Source organism: Verrucosispora sioxanthis (genome assembly GCF_010560025.1).
Classification (GTDB): Bacteria; Actinomycetota; Actinomycetes; order Mycobacteriales; family Micromonosporaceae; genus Micromonospora; species Micromonospora palythoicola.
In genome coordinates, this window is the sequence record NZ_SAIY01000002.1 from 135,886 (window position 1) to 157,687 (window position 21,802).

The window sequence follows — 21,802 nt, forward strand, 5'->3', positions numbered from 1 at the left end:
CCCATGAACGTGACAGTATCAGCTTTTCGTTCGTTTGCCTCCGCACCTACGTACATCTATCCTGCCCAGGTGACACCCCTCAGAAAGAGTGCCGGACCCTCATCCGGCTCCACCAGAACGACGTCACGCAAGCGTGACAGACGCGTGGCAGGCGCCGTCACCCAGGCTCAACGGTCGTACGGTCACGAGGTGACCGAGACGGCCAACGCCAGGAAGATCGCCTTCGCCACCTTCGTCCGGCGCGCGCTCGACGAGGCCCGCGCGACCCGGGCGTGGAGCGGCACCGAGGTCTCCCGGCGTACCGGCGTCTCGCGGCAGACCATCAACCGGTGGGTACGCGGCGACTGGGCCAGCGACCCGGAGGCCGAGCGGGTGGTGGCATTCTGCGAGGGTCTCGGTCTCAACCCGACAGTGGCCTTCGCGGCGTTGGGCTGGGACCGGACGACCTCCCGCCGAACCGCACCGTCACCACCACCGATGGATCCCGACGTCGAGGCACTGCTGCGCCGACTGGTCGATCCCGACGTCTCGGATGCGGAGAAGTTCCACATCCGAGAAACCATTCGTTACCTCGCATATCGCCCGACGTTGCCGCTCGGTGTCCGAAAACGAGGCGACGCCGCCAGCTAGTTCTCAGATGGCGAAAGAACGGCAGGTCAGCCTCATTCGTTTCGCTACGGGGCGGGATCGGGCGCGCTAGCGTCCGTATTCGTACTGCTTGGGCTCGTCGTCGGCGGGGGGACGGGACAAGGCCGAACCCAGCCCTGCGGGACAGAAGGGGGTCTCTCCATGACCCTGAAATGGTTGGCTGTCGTGGTCGCGACGGTCTCGGTGACGCTGTGCATCACCGGCAACGCGGTGACCCTGACCCTGAACGGCGGGCAGCTTCCGCTGCTCGTCAACCTCTTCGCGCTCGCCACCGCCGGCACCGCGATCGTCCTGGCCGTCGTCGCCGAGTTGCACGACCGGCTCAACGACCGGCTCACCGCGCTGACCGAGTTCCTGGTCGAGCGGCTGCGGGAGATCGAGGCGCACACCGGCGACCGGAACTCCGGTTTTGTGGAGGGCTACCTGCTCAGCCACGGCCAGGAGGCGGCGGTGGTGCCGTTCGGACGCCGGGGACGTGGAGCCGCCGAACGCTGAATCACACCTGTCGCCCACACCGGATTCACGCCAGGATTGACCGGTCGAACCCGGGGTACGCTGTCGCGCGTGCCGCCGTTGAATCTGGGCAACCAGCAGCCGAAGACCCCGCTGAACGCCGACCAGGCCTGGCGGGCAACCGCCGACCGGGCGGCCGAGACCGTCCTCTTCTTCGACTTCGACGGCACCCTCGCGCCGGTCGACGACGATCCGACGCAGGTGCAGCCCGCGCCGAAGGTGCTGGCCGCCATCGAGACCCTCGCGCCGATAGTGCGGCGCATCGCGATCGTCTCGGCCCGACCGGTGGAGTTCCTGCGCGAACACTTCGGTGGGCTCACCGGGGTCGACCTGTACGGCCTCTACGGCCTGGAACACAGCCACTCCGGCGGCGACACGGTCACCGAACCGGCCGCCCTGCCGTGGGTGCCCACGATGGCGGAACTCGCCGAACTCGGCCGGGCCGAACTGCCACCCGGCACCCTTGTGGAGTACAAGCGGCTGTCCGTGGCCCTGCACTGGAGAACCGCGCCGCAACTCGCCGCCACCGTCGAGCAGTGGGGCCGGGATCAGGCCGAGCGCCTCGGCCTGCGGGTCCAGATCGGACGGATGGTCCTGGAGATCAAGCCACCGGTCGACCGGGACAAGGGCATGGTGATCGCCGAGCTGGTGCAGGGCGTACGCGCGGCCTGGTATTTCGGCGACGACGTCTCCGACATCAAGGCCTTCGCCGCGCTGCGCGCCCGCGCCGCCGCCGACCCCGACTTCCTCGGTGTCTGCGTCGCCGTCGCCAACCCGGAGACCGGCGACGAGGTCGCCGAAGCCGCCGACCTCACCATCGACTCCCCGGCCGCCCTGGGTGACTTCCTCACCGAGGCAACCCACCGGCTCACCTGAGCCGGACCGGGACCGGTGCCGCTACGGCGTCTCAGACCCCGTAGCGGCGCTGGCGGGTGGCGTACGAACGCAACGCGCGGAGAAAGTCGACGCGACGGAAGTCGGGCCAGTTCAGCTCGCAGAAGTAGAACTCCGAGTGCGCCGACTGCCAGAGCATGAAGCCGGAGAGGCGCTGCTCACCGCTGGTCCGGATGATCAGATCCGGATCCGGCAGGCCCCGGGTGTACAGGTGCTCGGAGATGTCGTCGACGTCGAGCGAGCCGGCCAGATCCTCAAGCGTGCCGCCGTTCGCCGCGTGTTCCAGCAGCAACGAGCGCACCGCGTCGGCGATCTCCCGCCGCCCGCCGTACCCGACGGCGATGTTGACCTGAGCGCTGCCGGTGCGTTCCCGGGTCCGCTCCTCGGCGGCCTTGAGCGCCGTGGCGAGGCGCGTCGGCAGCACGTCGAGCGCACCGACCATCCGCAGCCGCCAGGGGTTACCCTCCTCGGCCAACTCGGTGGTGAGGTCCTCGATGATCTGGAGCAGCGGATCCAGCTCGGCCGACGGGCGGGACAGGTTGTCGGTGGAGAGCAGCCACAGGGTCACGTGTCCCACGCCCGCGGCGTCACACCAACGCAGCAGCTCCTTTATCCGCTCGGCACCCATCCGGTGCCCGTCGTTCGGATCCACGAAGCCCATCTCCCGGGCCCATCTGCGGTTGCCGTCACACATCACACCCACGTGGCGGGGCACCGGCCGACCCGCGAGCTTGGCCGTGAGCCGCCGCTCGTAGACGGAGTAGAGAAGTTTCCGCAGACTCATCACCTAGCAGGGTAGCGAGCCGCCGTACGGATCAGTGTGCCGGTGGCCGATGCCGCACCGACAGGCCGAGGGCGATCAGGCCGAGCGTCCGGCCGTCCAGCAGCCCGTCGCCCAGCCCCAGCTCGGTCACCCTGCCGAAGACCCGCGCGTCCCGACCGGCCGCCCGCACCGCCGCGTCCACCACCCGGCGTCGCCGGGCCAGCCAGGCCGCCGCCGAACTGTGCCGCAGATGGGTGCCGAGCCGGCGCCGCAGGGCGGTCGCGTACCGCCGCGCGGCCTGCTCGGGAGCCCCGACAGCGGCGTACCCGGCCAGCGCGCCGGAGCGCAACGCGTAGAAGATCCCCTCACCGGTCAGCGGGTTGATCAGCGAGAACGCGTCGCCGGCGAGAAGCACCCGGCCCCGCCCCGGCGCCGGGCGGAACGTGGACAGGGGCAGGTGATGGGCGCGCAGCGAGCCGACCGTCGCCGGGTCGGTGCCCGGCAGCAGCGCGGCGAGCCGGTCGAGCAGGTGCCCGCGGGTCAGCGACTCGCCCCGCAGCACCTCCCCGTACCCGACGTTCGCCCGGCCGTCACCGATCGGAAACGACCAGGCGTACGCCGGCCAGCGGGCGGCCGAGGTGACGATGAGCTGCGCGGGCGGACCGGGCGGCGCGGGGGCGTACCCCCGGATGGCCAGCGCCAGGTGACGGTCCGGATTCGTCGGCTCGCCGAGTGCCCGGCGCACGACGGACCCGGCGCCGTCGGCACCCACCACGACCCCGGCGGAGATCTCCCCGTCCAGCACGACCCGGTCGGCGCGCACCTCGACCCGGCGCACCGCCCGCCGGCTCAGCGGCACGCCGCCCAGGACCGCCGCCGCCACCAGCCGGGCATCGAACACCTGCCGCGGCACGGTGTACGCGGGCCTGGGCAACGCCCGCGCCACGGCACCGCCGTCCGGTGCCACCAGCCGCAGGGCCGGCACCGGCGCGAACCCGTCCACCGCGTCGCGCACACCCAGTTCGGCGAGAACGTCAAGCGCGTGCGCGGCGATACCGTCTCCGCAGGCCTTGTCCCGGGGAAACTCGGCCCGGTCCAACAGCAGGACCTCGGCACCCGCCCGGCGGGCCGCCAGCGCGGCAGCCGCCCCCGCCGGCCCCGCCCCGACCACCACCACGTCGAACTCGTCGCGCACAGCCCCTCCCCGCTGCAAAGCATCCCGCTGTCCCGCTGTCCCCTGCCCCGCTGCCCCGCCTCGACTGCGCGGCACTCTCTGCTCTGCCGCCTTTGCTCTGCTTCACCCCACGCACTGCGATCGTCCCGGATCCAGTGCGCCCGTTGAAGCAGAGCAAGGAGCCCGGCTCCGAATTGTCGTCCGGCCGCACGTCAAGATCCGGACAACTCGCCGCCGGGGGAACAGGAAGGAGCAACATCAGCGATGTTGTCCCCTCACGGGCGCCCGAGACAGCAACATCGGCGATGTTGTCCGCTCGGGCGGGCCGGGTGGGGGTCAGGGTGGGGTGGGGGTGGGGTGGGTGGCGCGGTGGATCCCGTAGACGGTGAGGGCGGCGGCGACGACCAGCGGCGCGCCGTCGCGGATCAGGCCGTCGACCCCGAGCAGCCACCAGCACAGCGGAAGGTCGACGGCGAGCACGGCGACCGTGACGACGACGAGCAGGGTGCCCGCCCAGTGTCGACCGCGCAGCAGGAACGCCGTGCAGAACAGCACCAGGTAGCTGGTCGCGATACCGGCTGCCAGCCAGAGCAGCACGGCGGGCACGGCGAGCAGTTGGCCGTCCAGGATCGCGGCGGTGGCGACCAGGGCCGGCACCAGCATCAGCGGGCTGTAGGTGAACGCCGCCACCCGGGCGGTCAACAGCCAGGCGCTCGCCTCAGGCCGGCGCGGTGGCGTTTCCCGCCAGGAGATGCCGGAGCGGTCGATCACCAGTCGGGACCGGTGCCGCACCAGGTGCCCGGCGAGCGTCGGCGACCGGTACAGCAACCAGACCACTGTCGCGCAGAGCGTGGTGAGCAGGGCGAAGCCGAGCAGGCCGGGCAGCGGCGGCACGCCCTGGCGGGGCACGATCAGCCGGCCGACCGCGAAGACCGTGGTGACGGCGAGGATCAGGCCGAACGGGCGGGCCACCGTCCGGCCGCGCCGCACGTGCCCGATGAGCAGCAGGAAGCCGAACGAGCGCAGCATCGCCCAGCCGGTGCGTACGGCGAGCCCGAAGCCCTGCTCCGGCGCGTACCACCAGTTGAGCACCTCGACCACGACGGTGGCCGCGGCCGTCACGGCCAGCAGTGCGGTCAGGGCCCGGACGGCGGACGGCCGCCGGACCTCGGTCTCGGCGGCCGTCCTCATGGGATCCGATGATGCCCGGATCCGTCGTCGATCACACCCCTCGCTGCGGTTGCTCCGCGTCGAGCCGAGCCCGCAGTGCGTCCAGCTCGGCCCAGAGGACACCGGGCAGCTTGTCGCCGAACTTCTCGAACCACTCGGTGACCAGCGGCAGTTCGTCGCGCCACTCGTCCGGGTCCACCTTCAGCGCGATGCGGACGTCCTCCGGCGTCATGTCCAGCCCCTCGACGTCAAGCGAGTCCAGGGTCGGCACCATGCCGATCGGGGTCTCCACGGCGTCCGCCCGGCCCTCGATCCGCTCGACGATCCACTTGAGCACCCGCGAGTTCTCGCCGAAGCCCGGCCAGAGGAACCCGCCCTCAGGGTCCTTGCGGAACCAGTTGACGTAGTAGACCTTGGGCAGCTTCGACTCGTCGCCGTCGGCGCCCTTGCCCATCTCGATCCAGTGCCGGAAGTAGTCGCCGCCGTGGTAGCCGATGAACGGCAGCATCGCCATCGGGTCGCGACGGACCACACCGACCGCACCGGAGGCGGCGGCGGTGGTCTCCGAGGAGAGCGTGGCGCCCATGTAGACGCCGTGCACCCAGTCCCGGGCCTCGGTGACCAGCGGCACGGTGTCACGACGGCGGCCACCGAACAGGATCGCGTCGATCGGTACGCCGTTGGGGTCGTAGTAGTCCTCAGCCAGGATCGGGCACTGGGTGATCGGGGTGCAGAACCGACTGTTCGCGTGCGAGGAGAGGTTCTCGCTCTCCGGCGTCCAGTCGTTGCCCTTCCAGTCGATCAGGTGGGCCGGCGGTTCACCCATGCCTTCCCACCAGATGTCACCGTCGTCGGTGAGGGCGACGTTCGTGAAGATGGAGTTGCCCCGGTCCAACGTCCGCATGGCGTTGGCGTTGGTCTTCCAGTCGGTGCCCGGTGCGACGCCGAACAGGCCGTACTCCGGGTTGATCGCGTAGAGCCGGCCGTCCGGGCCGAACCGCATCCAGGCGATGTCGTCACCGATCGTCTCGACCTTCCAACCCGGGATGGTCGGCTCCAGCATGGCCAGGTTGGTCTTGCCGCAGGCCGACGGGAAGGCACCGGCGATGTGGTAGACCCGACCCTCCGGCGAGGTGATCTTCAGGATCAGCATGTGCTCGGCGAGCCAGCCCTCGTCACGGCCCATCACGCTGGCGATACGCAGCGAGTAGCACTTCTTGCCGAGCAGCGAGTTGCCGCCGTACCCGGAGCCGAAGGACCAGATCTCGCGGGTCTCCGGGAAGTGGGAGATGTACTTGGTGTCGTTGCACGGCCAGGCCACGTCCTGCTGACCGGGGGCCAGCGGTGCGCCGATCGAGTGCAGGGCGTGCACGAAGTCGGCGTCGTCGCCCATGGCCTGCAGGACGGAGGCGCCCATCCGGGTCATGATCCGCATCGAGGCGACCACGTACGGGCTGTCGGTGATCTCGACGCCGAACATCGGGCTCTCGGCCTCGACCGGTCCCATGCAGAACGGGATGACGTACATCGTCCGGCCGCGCATCGAGCCGCGGTAGAGCTCCGTCATGGTCCGCTTCATCTCGGCCGGCGCCATCCAGTTGTTGGTGGGCCCGGCGTCCGCTTCGTCCACGGAACAGATGAAGGTGCGCTCCTCGACCCGGGCGACGTCCGTCGGGTCGGTACGCGCGTAGAAGGAGTTGGGCTTCTTGTCGGGGTTCAGCCGGATGAGCGTGCCGGCTTCGACCAGCTCATCGGTGAGGCGACGCCATTCCTGGTCGGACCCGTCCACCCAGACGACCTGGTCAGGGGTGGTCAGTTCAGCGACCTCACGGACCCAGGCGAGGAGTTTCGGGTGGGACGTAGGGGCCTGATCGATACCCCGAACGGTGGCCGGAGCAACCATGACACATCTCCTTGTGGTCGACGCTGACCGGTCTATGGAGTGCACGAGTCTCGGCGCCGCGATGCGCGTCGCCTTCGTGGAAACCTGGGATTGGCCTCAGCGTAAACCGAGGGACCTCTCCAGTCAGTGGGACTGGTTGTGAAGAACTGCACAAGGTGCGGTCACGCTGCGGCATCACGAGCCTTTACCCGCTTTCACGCGCAGTTTCACGCAAATCCTTCGGTGGACCTCCTGCTGACGGCACCCACACCGGCGTTTTTCGACCGGGCGTACCGAAGCGGTGAACAACACCCGATCGCACGGATGCGGTTACGCTCCGTTCGTGCCCGTCCGTGCCGCGGCACCGCCGCACCCCGGTGCCGGTTGCTACCCGCTCCCGGGGTCGCCAACCGGTACGCTCGCACGGTGGCCGCCACGATGACCGGGGAGCCAGGCTCCCGGCAGACCCGCTCGGGTCTGGTTCACTCCCTGATCGACCGTTTCGGTCACCTCGTCCGGGAGATGAGCAAGTTCGCAACCGTCGGCGGGATCGCCTTCCTCATCGACTTCGCACTGTTCAACTACCTGATCGGCCCGCAGGGCGTGGAGCAGATCACCGCGAAGACGATCGCGACGGTCATCGCCGCGACCTTCGCCTTCCTGGGCAACCGGTTCTGGACCTGGCGGCACCGTAAGCGCTCCCACCCGGCCCGGGAGTACGCGCTGTTCTTCTTCTTCAACGCGGTGGGCCTGGGCATCGCGGTCGCCTGCCTCGCGATCAGCCACTACGGGCTCGGCAGCATCTGGCCGTCCGTCTTCCAGACCCGGGTGGCCGACAACGTGGCCAGCTTCATCGTGGGCACCGGGTTCGGCACGCTGTTCCGATTCTGGTCGTACCGACGGTTCGTCTTCGTCGAAGCGGGAACGCCACCCGTCGCGGAAGCGAACCAGGACCGCCGGGCGTGACCTGCCGCCCACTCGTTCGGTCGGAGCCAGCCGACCCCGACCCACTGCCCTAAGGTGTTGCGCATGCCTCTCGTCCGTCTGCTGCCTGAGCGCTGGCAGAAGTTCATCCACGAGGCACTCAAATTCGGCCTGGTCGGTGGCATCAACACGGTCATCAATTACGCCGTGTTCAATGCGCTCGCACTCACGGTCTTCGTCGACGGTCAACTGAAGGCGACCGTCGTCGCCACCATCATGGCCACCATCACGTCATATCTGATGAATCGGCACTGGACGTACCGTGATCGTCCGAAATCTGCGATGCAGCGCGAATATGCCCTGTTCTTCCTTTTCAACGGCGCGGGGCTGCTGATCGAACTCGGCGTACTCGCCGCCGCCAAGTACGGACTGGGCGTGACCGGGCTGCTGGCGCTGAACATCGCGAAGACCGGCGGTGTGGTGCTCGCGACGCTGTTCCGCTTCTGGTCGTACCGGACGTTCGTCTTCCAGCCCGCCGCGCCGGCCGAGGCGACGCAGCGGTGGCACGGCCTGCCCCGCGACGAGTGGGACACCATGGCCGGAATGGACCCGGTGGCCGAACTCGCGGAGTCGGTGACGGAGCTGGAGGAGGAGCAGCCGCCGGCCGCCCGACCCGGCGTGACCCCCCGGCCACTCCAGCCGAGGTCCGCGTCGCTGCCCGACGAGGCCCGGCTGGCGGCGGAGTTGGACGCCGAGCTGGAGGCCGAGCTGGCCGCCCAGTTGCAGCCCGCCCCGGCTCCCCGTCGCCCTCGCCGGCGCTGACCTGTCGCTGCGCGGGGCGGTCGCGCCGGATTCGGGAGGTTACGCCCCGGCGGCCGTGTCGCGCTCGCCGAGAATCTCGCGCAGTTCGCCGTCACCGAGCGAGTGCCGGTCGTCGAATGCCTCCACGAGCTCGTACAGCTTCGTCTGAACCCGGTCGACCCTCGGCACGTCGTGCAGCACGGACTGTCCTCGCTCACCGGCCGACTCGATGGTCAGGGTTCCGTAACCCAGCAACCGGCCGGCGAACTGCTGACTCATCGAGTGGTCGTTGACCCGGCTGAGCGGAATGTCCCGGCGATCGCGGGAGAAGACGCCGTGCTGCAGCACAACCCGTTCGCTGGTGAAGAGGTAGTGGGTGCTGCGCCAGGAGACGTACGGCCACACCGCCAACACCAGCACGGCCAGCAGGGCCAGCCCGCCGATCACCGCGAGCGCCACGGAACCGCCACCGCCCGAGGGCAGGAACAACACGCCGACCACCACCGCCGCGACGGCGAGCACCAGCACCGCCACCGGTCGGATCAGCGCCTTCCAGTGCGGATGCAGGTGCAGCACGACGTGCTCATCCTCACTGAGCACGTCCTCGGGAAACGCCACGGAACCCTCCTCGCCGAAACGGACGCCCAGACCGTAACCCCCTGCGACCACCACCCCCATCCGCCACGCGGCTCATCACTCCCGCCCCATCGCACCGATCATGAAGTTGTTGTCACTCAGACGCGATCCACTCGACAACAACTTCATGATCAACAAATAGGGGCGGTCAGCGGTCAGCGGAGGTGGTGGAGGTCGGCGGCGGCCAGGGGGCGCTGGCCGGTGGGGGTGGTGAGGAGGAGTTGGCCGTCGGGGTCGACTCCGGTGGCGGTGCCGGTCAGGGTGGTGCCGTCGGGGAGCAGTGCCCGGACCTCGCGGCCGATGGTGCCGCACGCCGCCAGGTACGCCTCGCGCAGACCGCTGGCCGCCGCATCGCCGCCAGCCGCACGCCACCGCGCGTACCAGTCGGCGACCGAGCGGAGCAGGGCCCGCAACAGCGGATCCCGGTCGGTGGCCGACGCGCCGGCCAGTTGCAGCGAGGTGGCCGGCAGACCGGTCGGAAGCTCCGGCAGTTCGTCGGCGCGCAGCGTCACGTTCAGCCCGATACCGACAACGACCGCCGGCGGGTCGCTCAGCCCCGGCCCGGGCACCCCCTCGGCGAGAATCCCGGCGCACTTGGCACCCCCGACGAGCAGGTCGTTCGGCCACTTCAGGGTGGCGTCCAACTCGGCCAGCAGCGTCACCGCCTCGACCAGCGCCACGCCGGCCAGCAGCGGCAGCCACCCGTACCCCGAAGGTGGCGCCGGCGACCAGCCGCGGGCCGGCACGGCCTCGCCGGGCCGCAGCAGCACGCTGGTGGCGATGCCGGCGCGTGGCGGCGACTGCCACACCCGCCCGCGCCTGCCCCGGCCGGCGGTCTGCCGCTCGGCCACCACGACCAGGCCCTCCGGCTCCCCGCCCGGGCCGCCTCGGCGACGTCGGCGTTCGTGGACCCGGTCTCCGTCCGCAACTCCAGCCGGGACCACGGCCCGTACGGCGCGACCAGCGCCCGACGCAGCCGGGCCGCCGACAGCGGCGGACGATCCAGATCGGTGTACGGAGAACCCGGCACACAACCAGCCTACGGGTAGCCCGGTGAGGCGTAGTGCACAGCGGCGGCGACCTGAACCATCGTTATATTCCCAGGGTGACTACCGAGACCGGGACCAACATCCACAGCACCGCGGGCAAGCTGGCGGACCTGGCCAGACGGGTCGACGAGGCGGTGCACGCCGGGTCGGCCCGCGCCGTGGAGAAGCAGCACGCGCGCGGCAAGAAGACCGCCCGGGAGCGCATCGAGATGCTGCTCGACGAGGGGTCGTTCGTCGAGCTGGACGAGTTCGCCCGGCACCGGTCCACCAACTTCGGGCTGGACCGGACCCGCCCGTACGGCGACGGCGTGATCACCGGCTACGGCACCGTCGACGGCCGGCAGGTCTGCGTCTTCGCCCAGGACTTCACGGTCTTCGGCGGCTCGCTCGGCGAGGTCTTCGGCGAGAAGATCGTCAAGGTGATGGACCTGGCCATGAAGATCGGCTGCCCGGTCATCGGCATCAACGACTCCGGTGGCGCCCGGATCCAGGAGGGCGTGGCCTCACTCGGCCTCTACGGCGAGATCTTCTTCCGCAACGTCCGCGCCAGCGGTGTCATCCCGCAGATCTCGCTCATCATGGGCCCGTGCGCCGGCGGCGCCGTCTACTCCCCCGCGGTCACCGACTTCACCGTCATGGTCGACCAGACCTCGCACATGTTCATCACCGGTCCGGACGTCATCAAGACCGTCACCGGCGAGGACGTCGGCATGGAGGAGCTGGGCGGCGCCCGCACCCACAACAGCCGCAGCGGCAACGCGCACTACCTCGCCACCGACGAGGCCGACGCGATCGACTACGTCAAGGCGCTGCTGTCCCACCTGCCCTCGAACAACCTGGACGAGCCGCCGGTCTTCGACGCACCGGCCGACCTGGAGATCAGCGACGCGGACCGGGAACTGGACACGCTGATCCCCGACTCGGCCAACCAGCCGTACGACATGCACCGGGTGATCGAGCACGTGCTCGACGACGGGGAGTTCCTGGAGGTCCAGCCGCTCTACGCGCAGAACATGGTGGTCGGCTTCGGTCGGGTCGAGGGCCGGCCGGTGGGCGTGGTGGCCAACCAGCCGATGCACTTCGCCGGCACGCTGGACATCGCGGCCAGCGAGAAGGCGGCCCGCTTCGTCCGCACCTGCGACGCCTTCAACATTCCGGTGCTCACCTTCGTGGACGTGCCCGGGTTCCTGCCCGGCACCGGCCAGGAGTGGGACGGCATCATCCGCCGGGGCGCGAAGCTCATCTACGCGTACGCCGAGGCCACCGTCCCGAAGGTCACCGTCATCACCCGGAAGGCGTACGGCGGGGCGTACGACGTGATGGGCTCCAAGCACCTGGGGGCCGACCTCAACTTCGCCTGGCCGACCGCCCAGATCGCGGTGATGGGCGCGCAGGGCGCGGTGAACATCCTCTACCGGCAGGAACTGGCCACCGCCGAGGACCCGGCCGCGGTCCGCGCCGAGCGGATCGCCGAGTACGAGGACACCCTGGCCAACCCGTACGTGGCCGCCGAGCGCGGGTACGTCGACGCGGTGATCCCGCCGCACGAGACCCGTACCCAGATCGTCCGGGCGCTGCGGGTGCTGCGTACCAAGCGGGAGACGCTGCCGCCCAAGAAGCACGGCAACATCCCGCTGTAGCTGTCACGAGCGTGCCCCTCCCGAGCGTCGGCGCGTCGGGAGGGGCGGGTCAGCACGGGGGATTGGTGGCGGCGCACATCCGCCCGGCGGCGAGCACCGCCAGCCGACGCAGCTCGGACTCGCTCTCACCGGCCTCGACGTCGACGACCGTGACCAGGTCACCGACCCGCACCACGGCGATGATGTCCGGCGGCGTCGGTCCGGCGAGCACCTCACCGTCGGCGTCGCCTCGACGCGTCTCACCGACCCGGTGGCGGATCAGCACCGACTCGTCGCCGGCGAACTGCCGATCCACCACCTCCCAGTGCTGCACCGCGTGGAACTCGACCCACTCCGCCATGTCGTCGATCGCACCGACCACGACGCTCTCCCAGCTCAGACAGTTTCCGATCCGCCGATCGAGGCTGGCGAAGAGGGTTTGCGCCACCTGCGGAGTGATGCGGTACACGTCCTGGGATAGCACGATCGAGATGCCGCTTCCCAACGCCATCCCGTCCTCGATCCGGACATCCTGCGGACGACGCATGGACTGAGAACGGGAGTAACGAGACATCTCCCAGGCCGGAGACACCCCCTTCGCCTGTAGGCACCTCGCCAGCTCAGGATCGACCACGATCGGCTCGGCCAGGCCCGCATTGACGATCGGGGCGTCGACCTCCACCCGCAGATCCTCGGGTTGCAACAGTGCCTCGAACGGAATCTCCGCCCGGCTGATCGCACCTGTCTCCCCCGGCACCGTCGGCGGCCGGGACGGCAGTGCGACGGCGGTCACCAGCGGGATGGACAGCACGACGACGCCGACGGTCACCGCCGCTGCCCTGAACCGGCTGCGTCGCCGCGCCACTGCGCGCACCTCGGCGGTGTCCAGCCAGCGGACGGCCCGCAGCTCCTGTTGCACCCGTTCCACCAGGCCGATGTCGTCGTCAGATCGCATCGGTCGCCTCCTCCAGATCTGACACGACCAACAGCCCGGCCAGTGCGGCACGTCCCCGAGAAAGTCGGGCCTTGACCGTGCCGACCGGCGCGCCGGTCTCCCGGGCGACATCGGCGACGGGCAGGCCCACCAGGTAGTACAGCGCGATCGCGACGCGCTGTTCCTCGGGGAGTTGGCGCAGGGCGGCGACCACCTCGACGGTGTCGGTGGTCGGTTCCGGCACGCTGTCGACCGCGCCGTGTCGCAGGTAGGCCCGGGCCCGGCTACGCAGACTGCGCCAGCGGCTGACCGCGATCCGGGCCGCCACCACGCGTACCCACGCCTCCGGGTCGTCGTAACCGCCCACGCTGGACCAGCGCTGCCAGGCCCGGATGAAGGCCTCCTGCACGGCGTCCTGCGCCTCGGTGAGGTCGCCGGTCAGCACGTAGACGTACCCGAGCAGCCGTTGCCGGCTGCCCCGGTAGAACTCGTCGAACCCCTCGACGTCGGCCACCCGCACCTCCCCGTACCTGACAGAGCACACGCACCGGAGGGTGGTGCGGGTTGCCGGCCGACCGACGGAATCAGGTGAGGCCGGCCTCGGCGAGCAGCGGACCGGCCAGCATCAGGCCGCCGGTCACCAGCACGGTGAGGTTGACCAGGCCGAAGAGGACCACCCAGAAGAACGCCGGCAGCGGGGTGATCCCGGCCAGCTGGTCCGCGTCGGAGGCCGGCATGCCGCGCCGGGCCCGCAGCCGCTGCAACTCCACCACCGGGCGTACGCCACCGAGCAGCAGAAACCACACGCCGGTCCACGCGAAGGCGGCCTGGACCTGCGGGCTGGCGTACCAGGAGACGGCGAGCACCGCACCCCCGACGATCACCAGTGTCAGCGCGCCGTAGAGGTTGCGGATCATCACCAGCATGGCCAGCAGCAGGAGCACCGCGATCCACAGCAGCAGGGTGATCCGGTTGCCGGCGAGCAGCCACGCCCCACCCAGGCCCACCAGGGGCGGGGCCAGGTAGCCGGCGAGCAGGGTGAGCACCATGCCCGGGCCGGTGGGGCGGCCGGCGGACAGCGTCAGGCCGGAGGTGTCCGAGTGCAGTCGGATGCCGTGCAGCTTGCGCCCGGTGAGTACGGCGACCAGCGCGTGACCACCCTCGTGGGCGATCGTGATCGCGTTGCGGGCGATCCGCCACGGCAGCCGGGTGACGACGACGAGGAGCGCGACCAGCCCGGTGAGCACCACCAGCAGCGGAGGCGGATCAGGCTGCGCGCCGAAGAGGCGTTCCCAGAAGTCGGCCATGCCCTCGATCGACACCATGAGGCGGCAGCCTACCGCTCACGTTCCGCCGCCAGCGCCGAGCCAGGTGAGCGTTCCGGTGTCGGTCCCGGGCCGTTCCGCTGGCGGATCGATCCGGCCACGCTGCGTTGATCGCCAGGTGGGTCGCCACCACAACCGGTACATCGAAAGTTGTCTTGATCCCTCTTGCCCTGGCCGACGACCACCTCCAAAGATGTCTGTCTATCGACAGTCGTCTCAGGAGGACGCCATGGGTCGGACCAGATCACTGCGCCGGCTGACCGCCGCCGCACTCGCCGTACTCGCCACCGCCGCCGCCGGGCTGGTCGCCACCGCGACCCCGGCCGCCGCCGCCACCGTGCCGGGCATCGACGTCTCGCGCTACCAGGGCACCACCAACTGGACGAGCGTCCGCAACTCCGGCATCCAGTTCGCCTTCATCAAGGCCACCGAGGGTACGAGCTACCGCGACCCGAACTTCAACACCAACTACGTGAACGCGTACTACGCGGGAGTGATCCGCGGCGCGTACCACTTCGCCCGGCCCAACATCTCCTCCGGCGCGGTCCAGGCGAACTTCCTGGCCTCCAACGGCGGTGCCTGGTCCGCGGACAGCCGCACCCTGCCGGCCGCGCTGGACCTGGAGGCGAACCCGTACAGCGGCGGCTACTGCTACGGCCTGAGCACCACCGGCATGCGTAACTGGGTGCAGGACTTCCTCAACACCTACCGGTCCCGCACCGGCCGGTACGCGGTCATCTACACCACCACCAGCTTCTGGAACCAGTGCACCGGCTCCTGGAGCGGACCGTGGAACAACCACCCGCTGTGGGTGGCCCGCTGGTCGTCCTCCGTCGGGGCGCTGCCGGCCGGCGCGCCGTTCTGGAGCTTCTGGCAGTACACCGACTCCGGCAGCGTCCCCGGCATCAGCGGCGGCGTCGACCGCAACTACTGGAACGGCGACCGCAGCCGGCTGATCGCGCTGGCCAACAACACCTGACGTACGCCGCGACGGCGGGCCGACGTCCTTCGCTCGGAGCGGACGTCAGCCTGCCGTCGCGCCGCACCCGGACCGCTGTCGTCGCGCCTGGTGTCGGCGGGAAATCTCAGGCCCGCCGCCGCGCGGTCATCGCGACCGGCACGCTCATTCCCGCGCCACGGGACACGCTGCCCCGGCGGGTGAGGTGCCAGCCGGCGAACGCGGCTCCGGCGAGTGTCACCAGACTCAGCATGGTCGCCAGCACCGCGACTCCGACCGTGGCGACCAGCAGCACGACGTTGCCCAGCACCACGGCCGTCCACAGTGCCAGCCGGGGCCGGGCATCCCTTCCTCGGTAACCCATCTCGGGCCTCCCTTCCGTCGTCGGAGATCAGATACCCCGAACGGCGGAGGGCCATGCCTGTCGATCAGTCCTGCCGGTCCGGCACGAATTCGCGGAAGATCATCTCGAAGTTCGCCAACTCCTCGTCCCAGTCGCGGTTCGCGACCTCCCAGCGCAGCGCGAAGCCCCGGTTGCTGGCGGTGACGAAGGCCCGGTTACGGACCCTTATCCGGGTGCCGTCGCGGGTCTCCAGCCAGTCCCAGTCGGCGCAGGTCCGCCACTTGCACTCGAACGAGGAGATGTCGATGTACTTGTAGTCGCGGACCAGGTTCTTCCGGTTCGGCTCCTGCGATCGCCAGTCGGCTTCGGCGTCCCGCTTCGGCGTGTCGGTGCGGTCGATGAGCAGTTCCCGTACCCCGTCCGGCTCTTGGTAGATAACCGAAGTGCCGCTGGTGCTGCGTCGCCAGCCGTCGGGGATCGGCACCTTGAAGCCCACCGGGTCGGTCCGCAGCGTCCACCCCTCCGGCAGGCCACCGGCCGATTCCGAGGCGCTGGGCGAGGCCGACGGGCTGGGCGACGCCGACGGGCTGGCCGGCGGGTCACTCGGCGGTGGGGCGGCCGGTTCCGAGCTCGCTGGGGCCGGCGCGCTGCTGGTGCCGTTCGCGGCGGGCGGAGTCCCGCCGTCCTCGTCGCCACCGTTGAGCAGCGGTACCGCCACCACCACGCCGAGCAGCAGCAGCGCCACCACGGCACCGACGAGCACCGCCCGCCGGGTCCGCTCGAACGGAACTGCCCGGCCTTGAAGACGTTGCCGCGCGTCGGGGCCGGGCTAACCGGGGCCGCCGGCATGACCGAGGTCGGCTGCGGCGTACGCCGGCTGCCGTTTCCTGCCGGCTGATCCACCCGGGTGCGGCCGCTCACCGGCCGGTCACCGCTCGCCCCGTCCGGCGTGCCGCTCGACCGGACCGCCGCTCCGGGCTGCGGACCGCGATCCGTGACCGCACCGCCCGTTCGGGCCGTGTCCGTCGCGGCCCCGCCGTGCGCACCGGTCGCCGTCGGAGGTTGCCTCGCCTGCGGTCGCCGCACTTTCCGAAGCGTCGGCGTCCGACACGGCGTCGTCCGGGTGCGCCTCGCCGGCCGTCGCACCGTTGTTGGTCTCGTCCGGCGCCGCGTCGGCCCCGGCACTCGTCGGATCCGCCGGGTCAGAGCCGGTCCGGTCGCCGGTGGCGGCATCCGATCCGTCCTGCTCGTCGGGCGGCGCGGGCTGCCGTCGCCGGTGCCGTCTCCCGGCGCTCCGACCGCGCCAGCGACGACCGGAGCGGTACCACCCTCCGGCCCACCGGCTGCCGCTGCGGCGGTCGACGCGGTGCCGGCAGCGGCGGCCAGGGCGATGTCCCGGTCGCCCGCGGGCGAGTCGGTCCGAGGCTGCCGGTGCTCCGAGTCGTCCGGACCGGCGTCGGTCAGCCCGACTTCCGATGGCCTGCTCGGCGAAAGCTTGGCCGTCGGGTCGGCAGTGGCGCCGCTCTCCGGGCCGGCGACCCGTGTCGTCGAAGCGGCGTCGGCGCGGCCGGCCGAATCGTCGACCTTCGTCGTCGGGTCGGCGTCCGCGCCGGGCTGGTCACCTGTCGCACGGTCCGCTGTGGAACCAGCGGCTTCCGCACCACCGGCCAGCAGCCCTGAGGTGGGTGGCGTACGCGGTGCGGGCGGGGTGACCGGAGTGGACGGCCGCTCGCCGGAGGGACGCGGCGCCGGCACCAGCGGCGGGCGTGGCTCGCGCGGTCCGTTCGGCCCGGGTCGGCGTACGCCGTCGAGTAGTGAGATGCCCCGGGCCCGGCGCCCACCGGCCCGGCGCAGCATGCGTTCGGCCGACTCGGCGGTGATCCGCTCCTCTGGGTCCTTGCGCAGCAGCCCGGCGAGCACCTGCTTGAGCGGGCCGGCGTTGCGGGCCGGCGGCACCGGCTCGGTGGCCAGCGCGGCCAGAGTGCTGATCGCGGACGGGCGCGCGAACGGAGACTTGCCCTCGACGGCGGCGTACAGGGTGGCACCGAGCGACCACAGGTCGGCCTCCGGGCCGAAGGTGCCGTCGCGGGCCCGCTCCGGCGCGATGTACGCGGGCGAGCCGAGCACCATGCCGGTCCGGGTGACGTTCGGGTCACCGGGGATCGTGGCCAGCCCGAAGTCGGTGAGCACCACCCGGCCGTCGGTGCCGAGCAACACGTTGCCGGGCTTGACGTCGCGGTGCATGATGCCGGCCTTGTGCGCGGCCTTCAACGCGTTCAGCACGCCCAGACCGATCTCCACGGCACGCGCCGGTGACACCGGGCCGTCCTCGGCGATGGTGTCCTGCAACGACTTGGACGCCACGTACTCCATGACGATCCACGGATCGCCGTCGGTGCGGAGCACGTCGAAGATGCGTACCACGTTGATGTTGTTGAGCCGGGCGATGGCACGCGCCTCGCGGAGCGACCGCTCGCGCATCTCGCGACGTTCGTCGCTGGTCAGGCCCGGCGGCGGAACCAGCTCCTTGATGGCGACGTCGCGGTGCAGCACCTCGTCGCGCGCCTTCCATACCCGACCCATGCCGCCCTGACCGAGCGGCGAGAGCAGCCGGTACCGGTCGGCGACGAGTTGGGGGGCAGCTTCTGACATCGCTGAGACGGTACCCGGCAGCGCAGACGGTCACACCGCCGGCACGCCACTGTCCGACGAAGGTCGGCCTCCGGCCCGCGTACCCTGAGGTCATGTCTGTCGAAGAGCCGTTGTTCCGGGTGGTGCGCGGCGTGCCGACCGCCGAGGAACTGGCCGCGTTGGTGGGCGTGATCGCCGTCCGGTCGCGCCCCACGGCCCGGTCCGCGCCGGCCCCGGCGTCGGTCTGGGCGCGCAGCGGCCGTCCGACGGGTGCGGGGCTGACGCCCGGTGCCGGCAACTGGCGCACCGCCGGCCTCCCTCGCTGACCCCGTCTGGTTCCCGGCAGCTCTGTCGGGCCCGGTCAGGGCTGCCGGAGGGGGCGTTCACCGTCTAACCTCACTCAGGGGAGCGAGCCCGTGACAGATTGGGAGGGCCGATGATCCCTGAGGAGGATCGACACGCGTCCTGGCTGAGTGGTTCCGGGGGCGTCGAGGCCGACATCCGGCAGCTACGCGACTTCGCCGAGCAGCTCCGCGCCGAGGTGGAGAGCAGTTATGCACCGCACCTGCGGTACATCGCCGACGACATGCTCACCGCCGTGCCCAACCCGGCCGACGCGTTCGTCGAGCTGGTGCTCTTCATGCGTACCCACTGGGAGACGCAGCAGGCGACGACCAACGCCGTCTGGGGCGTCGGTGACGCCACCGGCCACCTCGCGGCGGCCGCGAAGCTCGTGGCCGATCAGTACGCCGACACGGACGCTTTCGCCGCCGCCCGCGTCGCCGACGTCCACCGAGCATTCGAGGAGCGGCACGCCGCGCCACCCGTCAGCGAGACGCTCGGGCAGCCGGGCCCGCCGCCAACCTCGGCCGTGGCCTCGCCACCGCTCGTCGACCCGACCGGCACCGACAACACCGGCCCGGTGGTGGTGCCATGAGGGAACCGGGCGTCGGCCGCAGCGGCGGCCTGACGGAGTGGCATCTGATGAACGTGGCCGACATGTGGGCCTGCCTCCAGGGCCACCACACCGACAACCACTGGCGTCACGTCGCCGGCTGGCGAAAAATCGCCGAGCTGTCCGGTCAGCATCTCGGCCGGCTGAGAACGTACCGCGAACGCTTGGCCCAGGCCTGGCCGCCCGAGACCAACGCGGCCTCCCACGCCTACCTCGTCAAGCTCGACGAGCTGATCGAACAGGTGCAGCGCACCCACGACGCCGCCGCCACCAACCAGACCGCGCTGTCCGCCGCGACCCTGGCCCTCAGCAGCAGCCGAGACAAAATCGAGAAAATCCACCAGGAGTACGCCGACAAGCTGCAACAGAAGCGATCCTGGGAACAAACCGCCGCCGACCCTAAAGCTGCCGCCGCCAGCCGAGCCATTCAGTCACCGGTCACCGACTCGGACCTGGAGCAGTTGAACACCCAGGCCCGCAACATCATGTACGGCCTCAGCACCGAACTCCAACAAGCCCAAACCCAACTCCGCCACCCCCCACCCACCGCGCGGCCCGTCGTTCAGGCAAATGATCCTGACGTGTATGCGACGAGCATCCATGTCCCCGTCATTCCTCGGATTGCTCCAATACCGGCATCCACGACAGCCCCGCATGCTACACGTTCGATTCGTTCGCCATCTGATGAAACTAAAGTCCGCCGAACCATAGGACCCATCTTGGGTTCGGCAATCCCGGGTTCAACGGCCGAATCCAGTAGCTTGCCAATCAACAGTTCGGCCGCCACGCCGTCTAGTCACTCAACCACCACCGCTAATATTCCGGCGTCACCGTTGAGCCGCAGTCCATTTACGACACCCGAAAACGGCCGAAGCAATCAGAGCCATTCGGACCGGCGATCCTCAATGACTGAGGGCCCCAAATCAGGGCGCCCAATACCAACCGGCGGCCTAATAGGCGAATCACCCGCTACGAGGGCTGGCTATCCAACACCGAGCGATACCTCCCCCACCCGAATTAATCCTTTTGGTGGGTTAATTGGTGGCGGGGCAGCGGGAACGGCCCCCGCTGGAGGAGCGGGTTCAAGACCAGGAGGAGCTAGAGGCCTGGGGGTAGGGGGAACGTTTTTTCCTCCACCCAACGGCAGCCCACCCGGAGCCCTAAACGTGACAGGAAGGGGCGAATGGCCAGGACCATCAACACGCTCAGACCTCGGCTCGACGAGTAGGCGGAGATGGGACGCAGATGACCCTTGGGCTACCCCCAAGGGGGTTGCACCAGTAGTTATGCCGCCAGACGACACCGGGCCAATCGATCCCGGACCAGCCATCGGTTTAGACAGGTGACCAACCATACTCCCTTCTACGCGGCTTTACCTCTCTTCGCGACCATTGTGATACTACAGGCATTTAGCTCACCAACTGCTGAGCCCCGAGAAGAACCCGCAGAAGCTGGCGTCGCCCGCATCCGCAGCGATCAGTGGCACCTTCGATTCCTCGAGATCGATGCGGTACACAAGCTCAACAAGGGCAGGGGTTCCGTCGTCGCTGTGCCTGACACGGGAGTTTCTACCCACCCAGATCTGCACAACAACGTACTCTCCGGCACCGATGTAATCGATGGCGGGGAAGGTGACGGCAGACAAGATCGAAACAGCCATGGAACAGCAATGGCCGGACTGATTGCGGCTCACGGCCGAGGTCCTAACGCAGGCGCTCTCGGCGTTGCTCCCGAGGCCAAGATCCTGCCGATATTCAGTACACCAGCCGACGGGGAAGGCCATCCCGACGCACTTGCTGCGGCTATCGATCTCGCAGTTGCCAAAGGGGCCGATGTCATCAGCATCTCCAGTGTAGGCGGCTCCAGCCCCGAGCTAATTCGCGCACTAGGAAATGCCATTGCGGCAGATATCGTAGTAGTCGCGGGTGCAGGAAATCAGCCCAGCAATTTAGGGGTGGGCTATCCGGCGTCGCATCCTGGCGTCATTGCCGTCGGCGGAATTGGCCGAGACGGCGATTACCATCCCATATCAGTCACAGGACCGGAAATAACCATAGTGGCGCCTGCTGTCGACTTGTACAGCACAAGCTATGGCGGCCATTACTCGAAGGGTACGGGGACTTCTGGGGCGGCGGCGATTGTGGCGGGGGCGGCAGCTTTGGTCCGGGCCAAGTATCCGTATCTGCCGGCTGATGAGGTGGCGCATCGGCTGACTGCGACTGCGATCGACAAGGGGCCGCCGGGAAGGGACGACCAGTACGGCTACGGGGTCATCGATCTGGTGGCGGCGCTGACGGCAGACGTACCGCCGAGGGGTTTCGGGTCGGTGCCGGCGGACGCGCCGGACACGACCGGTCCTAGCACAGCGGCGGCTGATGGGCCGCCGGCTGACGAGGGGCGGGCGGCGACTGTCCGCGGTCTGGTCACGCTGGGGGTGCTGGTGGCGGCGGGCGGCGCTTGGGCACTGGTGGCCCGGCACCGACGCCGCTCCGATGATCCGCCACCTCGGATTACTCGCTGACGCATCGGAATTGCGTTTCCCCCGGGCCGTGGGTGCGCGGGGAAGGCCCCAGGTCTGCGGGC

At 69.9% G+C, this 21,802-nt stretch carries 20 protein-coding genes and 3 pseudogenes; 11 read left to right on the forward strand and 12 right to left on the reverse strand.

What is annotated here, in order from left to right:
- The first annotated feature begins 189 nt into the window (after nt 1–189).
- The 3 genes from ENC19_RS05740 to otsB all read left to right on the forward strand — a co-directional run bounded on the left by ENC19_RS05740 (nt 190) and on the right by otsB (nt 2,037).
- Nucleotides 190–630, forward strand: coding sequence for an XRE family transcriptional regulator (locus ENC19_RS05740; protein ID WP_164446117.1), 441 nt, complete (start codon nt 190–192; stop codon nt 628–630).
- Between the two features lie 159 nt (nt 631–789).
- Nucleotides 790–1,143 (forward strand): hypothetical protein, encoded by a 354-nt coding sequence (locus ENC19_RS05745; protein ID WP_164446118.1) that lies wholly within the window; start codon nt 790–792, stop codon nt 1,141–1,143.
- Nucleotides 1,144–1,212: 69 nt separating this feature from the next.
- Nucleotides 1,213–2,037 carry a trehalose-phosphatase gene (gene otsB, locus ENC19_RS05750; RefSeq protein ID WP_164446119.1) on the forward strand — a complete coding sequence of 275 codons (825 nt, stop codon included), beginning with the start codon at nt 1,213–1,215 and terminating at the stop codon, nt 2,035–2,037.
- A 31-nt stretch (nt 2,038–2,068) separates the two neighbouring features.
- On the opposite strand, the gene ENC19_RS05755 is transcribed toward otsB, so the two are convergent.
- From ENC19_RS05755 to ENC19_RS05770, 4 genes are all read right to left on the reverse strand, one after another.
- Nucleotides 2,069–2,839, reverse strand: a complete 771-nt coding sequence (locus ENC19_RS05755; RefSeq protein ID WP_164446120.1) for an isoprenyl transferase — start codon at nt 2,837–2,839, stop codon at nt 2,069–2,071.
- A 31-nt stretch (nt 2,840–2,870) separates the two neighbouring features.
- Nucleotides 2,871–4,013, reverse strand: a complete 1,143-nt coding sequence (locus tag ENC19_RS05760) for an NAD(P)/FAD-dependent oxidoreductase (protein WP_164446121.1) — start codon at nt 4,011–4,013, stop codon at nt 2,871–2,873.
- A 315-nt stretch (nt 4,014–4,328) separates the two neighbouring features.
- Nucleotides 4,329–5,183 (reverse strand): hypothetical protein, encoded by an 855-nt coding sequence (locus ENC19_RS05765; RefSeq protein ID WP_164446122.1) that lies wholly within the window; start codon nt 5,181–5,183, stop codon nt 4,329–4,331.
- 31 nt (nt 5,184–5,214) lie between these two features.
- Nucleotides 5,215–7,065: a phosphoenolpyruvate carboxykinase (GTP) gene (locus ENC19_RS05770; RefSeq protein WP_164446123.1), complete on the reverse strand. Its 1,851-nt coding sequence runs from the start codon at nt 7,063–7,065 to the stop codon at nt 5,215–5,217.
- 138 nt (nt 7,066–7,203) lie between these two features.
- Between ENC19_RS05770 and ENC19_RS31690 the strand changes: the two are divergent.
- From ENC19_RS31690 to ENC19_RS05780, 3 genes and pseudogenes are all read left to right on the forward strand, one after another.
- Nucleotides 7,204–7,291 (forward strand): annotated as a pseudogene (locus ENC19_RS31690) (GtrA family protein); the annotation flags it as partial.
- A 191-nt stretch (nt 7,292–7,482) separates the two neighbouring features.
- Nucleotides 7,483–8,010: a GtrA family protein gene (locus ENC19_RS05775; protein ID WP_235944505.1), complete on the forward strand. Its 528-nt coding sequence runs from the start codon at nt 7,483–7,485 to the stop codon at nt 8,008–8,010.
- 63 nt (nt 8,011–8,073) lie between these two features.
- Nucleotides 8,074–8,790, forward strand: a complete 717-nt coding sequence (locus ENC19_RS05780; RefSeq protein ID WP_164446125.1) for a GtrA family protein — start codon at nt 8,074–8,076, stop codon at nt 8,788–8,790.
- A 39-nt stretch (nt 8,791–8,829) separates the two neighbouring features.
- Here the strand turns inward: ENC19_RS05780 and ENC19_RS05785 are convergent, their stop codons facing one another.
- Both ENC19_RS05785 and ENC19_RS05790 read right to left on the reverse strand, forming a co-directional pair.
- Nucleotides 8,830–9,387 (reverse strand): PH domain-containing protein, encoded by a 558-nt coding sequence (locus ENC19_RS05785; protein WP_164446126.1) that lies wholly within the window; start codon nt 9,385–9,387, stop codon nt 8,830–8,832.
- 173 nt (nt 9,388–9,560) lie between these two features.
- Nucleotides 9,561–10,435, reverse strand: a pseudogene (locus ENC19_RS05790) (biotin--[acetyl-CoA-carboxylase] ligase).
- A gap of 75 nt (nt 10,436–10,510) precedes the next feature.
- Here ENC19_RS05790 and ENC19_RS05795 point away from each other — a divergent pair.
- A complete protein-coding gene (locus ENC19_RS05795; protein WP_164446127.1) occupies nt 10,511–12,094 on the forward strand; it encodes an acyl-CoA carboxylase subunit beta in 1,584 nt (527 codons plus the stop codon).
- A 49-nt stretch (nt 12,095–12,143) separates the two neighbouring features.
- On the opposite strand, the gene ENC19_RS05800 is transcribed toward ENC19_RS05795, so the two are convergent.
- The 3 genes from ENC19_RS05800 to ENC19_RS05810 form a co-directional block, all read right to left on the reverse strand.
- Nucleotides 12,144–13,028 carry a hypothetical protein gene (locus tag ENC19_RS05800; protein WP_164446128.1) on the reverse strand — a complete coding sequence of 295 codons (885 nt, stop codon included), beginning with the start codon at nt 13,026–13,028 and terminating at the stop codon, nt 12,144–12,146.
- On the reverse strand, nt 13,018–13,521 hold the full coding sequence (locus ENC19_RS05805; protein WP_164446742.1) for a SigE family RNA polymerase sigma factor: 504 nt from the start codon (nt 13,519–13,521) through the stop codon (nt 13,018–13,020). The genes ENC19_RS05800 and ENC19_RS05805 overlap by 11 nt, the downstream gene beginning before the upstream one ends.
- Nucleotides 13,522–13,591: 70 nt before the next feature.
- Nucleotides 13,592–14,332, reverse strand: a complete 741-nt coding sequence (locus ENC19_RS05810) for a M50 family metallopeptidase (RefSeq protein ID WP_164446129.1) — start codon at nt 14,330–14,332, stop codon at nt 13,592–13,594.
- A 229-nt stretch (nt 14,333–14,561) separates the two neighbouring features.
- On the opposite strand from ENC19_RS05810, the gene ENC19_RS05815 reads away from it, so the two are divergent.
- Nucleotides 14,562–15,311, forward strand: a complete 750-nt coding sequence (locus ENC19_RS05815; RefSeq protein WP_164446130.1) for a GH25 family lysozyme — start codon at nt 14,562–14,564, stop codon at nt 15,309–15,311.
- A 106-nt stretch (nt 15,312–15,417) separates the two neighbouring features.
- On the opposite strand, the gene ENC19_RS05820 is transcribed toward ENC19_RS05815, so the two are convergent.
- The 3 genes and pseudogenes from ENC19_RS05820 to ENC19_RS05830 form a co-directional block, all read right to left on the reverse strand.
- Entirely contained in the window at nt 15,418–15,654 is a 237-nt protein-coding gene (locus ENC19_RS05820; protein WP_164446131.1) for a hypothetical protein, read from the reverse strand.
- 64 nt (nt 15,655–15,718) lie between these two features.
- Complete coding sequence (locus ENC19_RS05825; RefSeq protein ID WP_164446009.1) at nt 15,719–16,396, reverse strand: hypothetical protein; 678 nt, start codon at nt 16,394–16,396, stop codon at nt 15,719–15,721.
- 911 nt (nt 16,397–17,307) lie between these two features.
- Nucleotides 17,308–18,285: pseudogene (locus tag ENC19_RS05830) on the reverse strand (serine/threonine-protein kinase); the annotation flags it as partial.
- 92 nt (nt 18,286–18,377) lie between these two features.
- Here ENC19_RS05830 and ENC19_RS05835 point away from each other — a divergent pair.
- The 3 genes from ENC19_RS05835 (at nt 18,378) to ENC19_RS05845 (ending at nt 21,740) form a co-directional block, all read left to right on the forward strand.
- Nucleotides 18,378–18,590 carry an acyl-CoA carboxylase subunit epsilon gene (locus ENC19_RS05835; protein WP_164446132.1) on the forward strand — a complete coding sequence of 71 codons (213 nt, stop codon included), beginning with the start codon at nt 18,378–18,380 and terminating at the stop codon, nt 18,588–18,590.
- Between the two features lie 110 nt (nt 18,591–18,700).
- Nucleotides 18,701–19,201 carry a hypothetical protein gene (locus tag ENC19_RS05840; protein ID WP_164446133.1) on the forward strand — a complete coding sequence of 167 codons (501 nt, stop codon included), beginning with the start codon at nt 18,701–18,703 and terminating at the stop codon, nt 19,199–19,201.
- A 1,360-nt stretch (nt 19,202–20,561) separates the two neighbouring features.
- Nucleotides 20,562–21,740 (forward strand): S8 family serine peptidase, encoded by a 1,179-nt coding sequence (locus tag ENC19_RS05845; RefSeq protein ID WP_309246201.1) that lies wholly within the window; start codon nt 20,562–20,564, stop codon nt 21,738–21,740.
- The last annotated feature ends 62 nt before the right edge of the window (nt 21,741–21,802 follow it).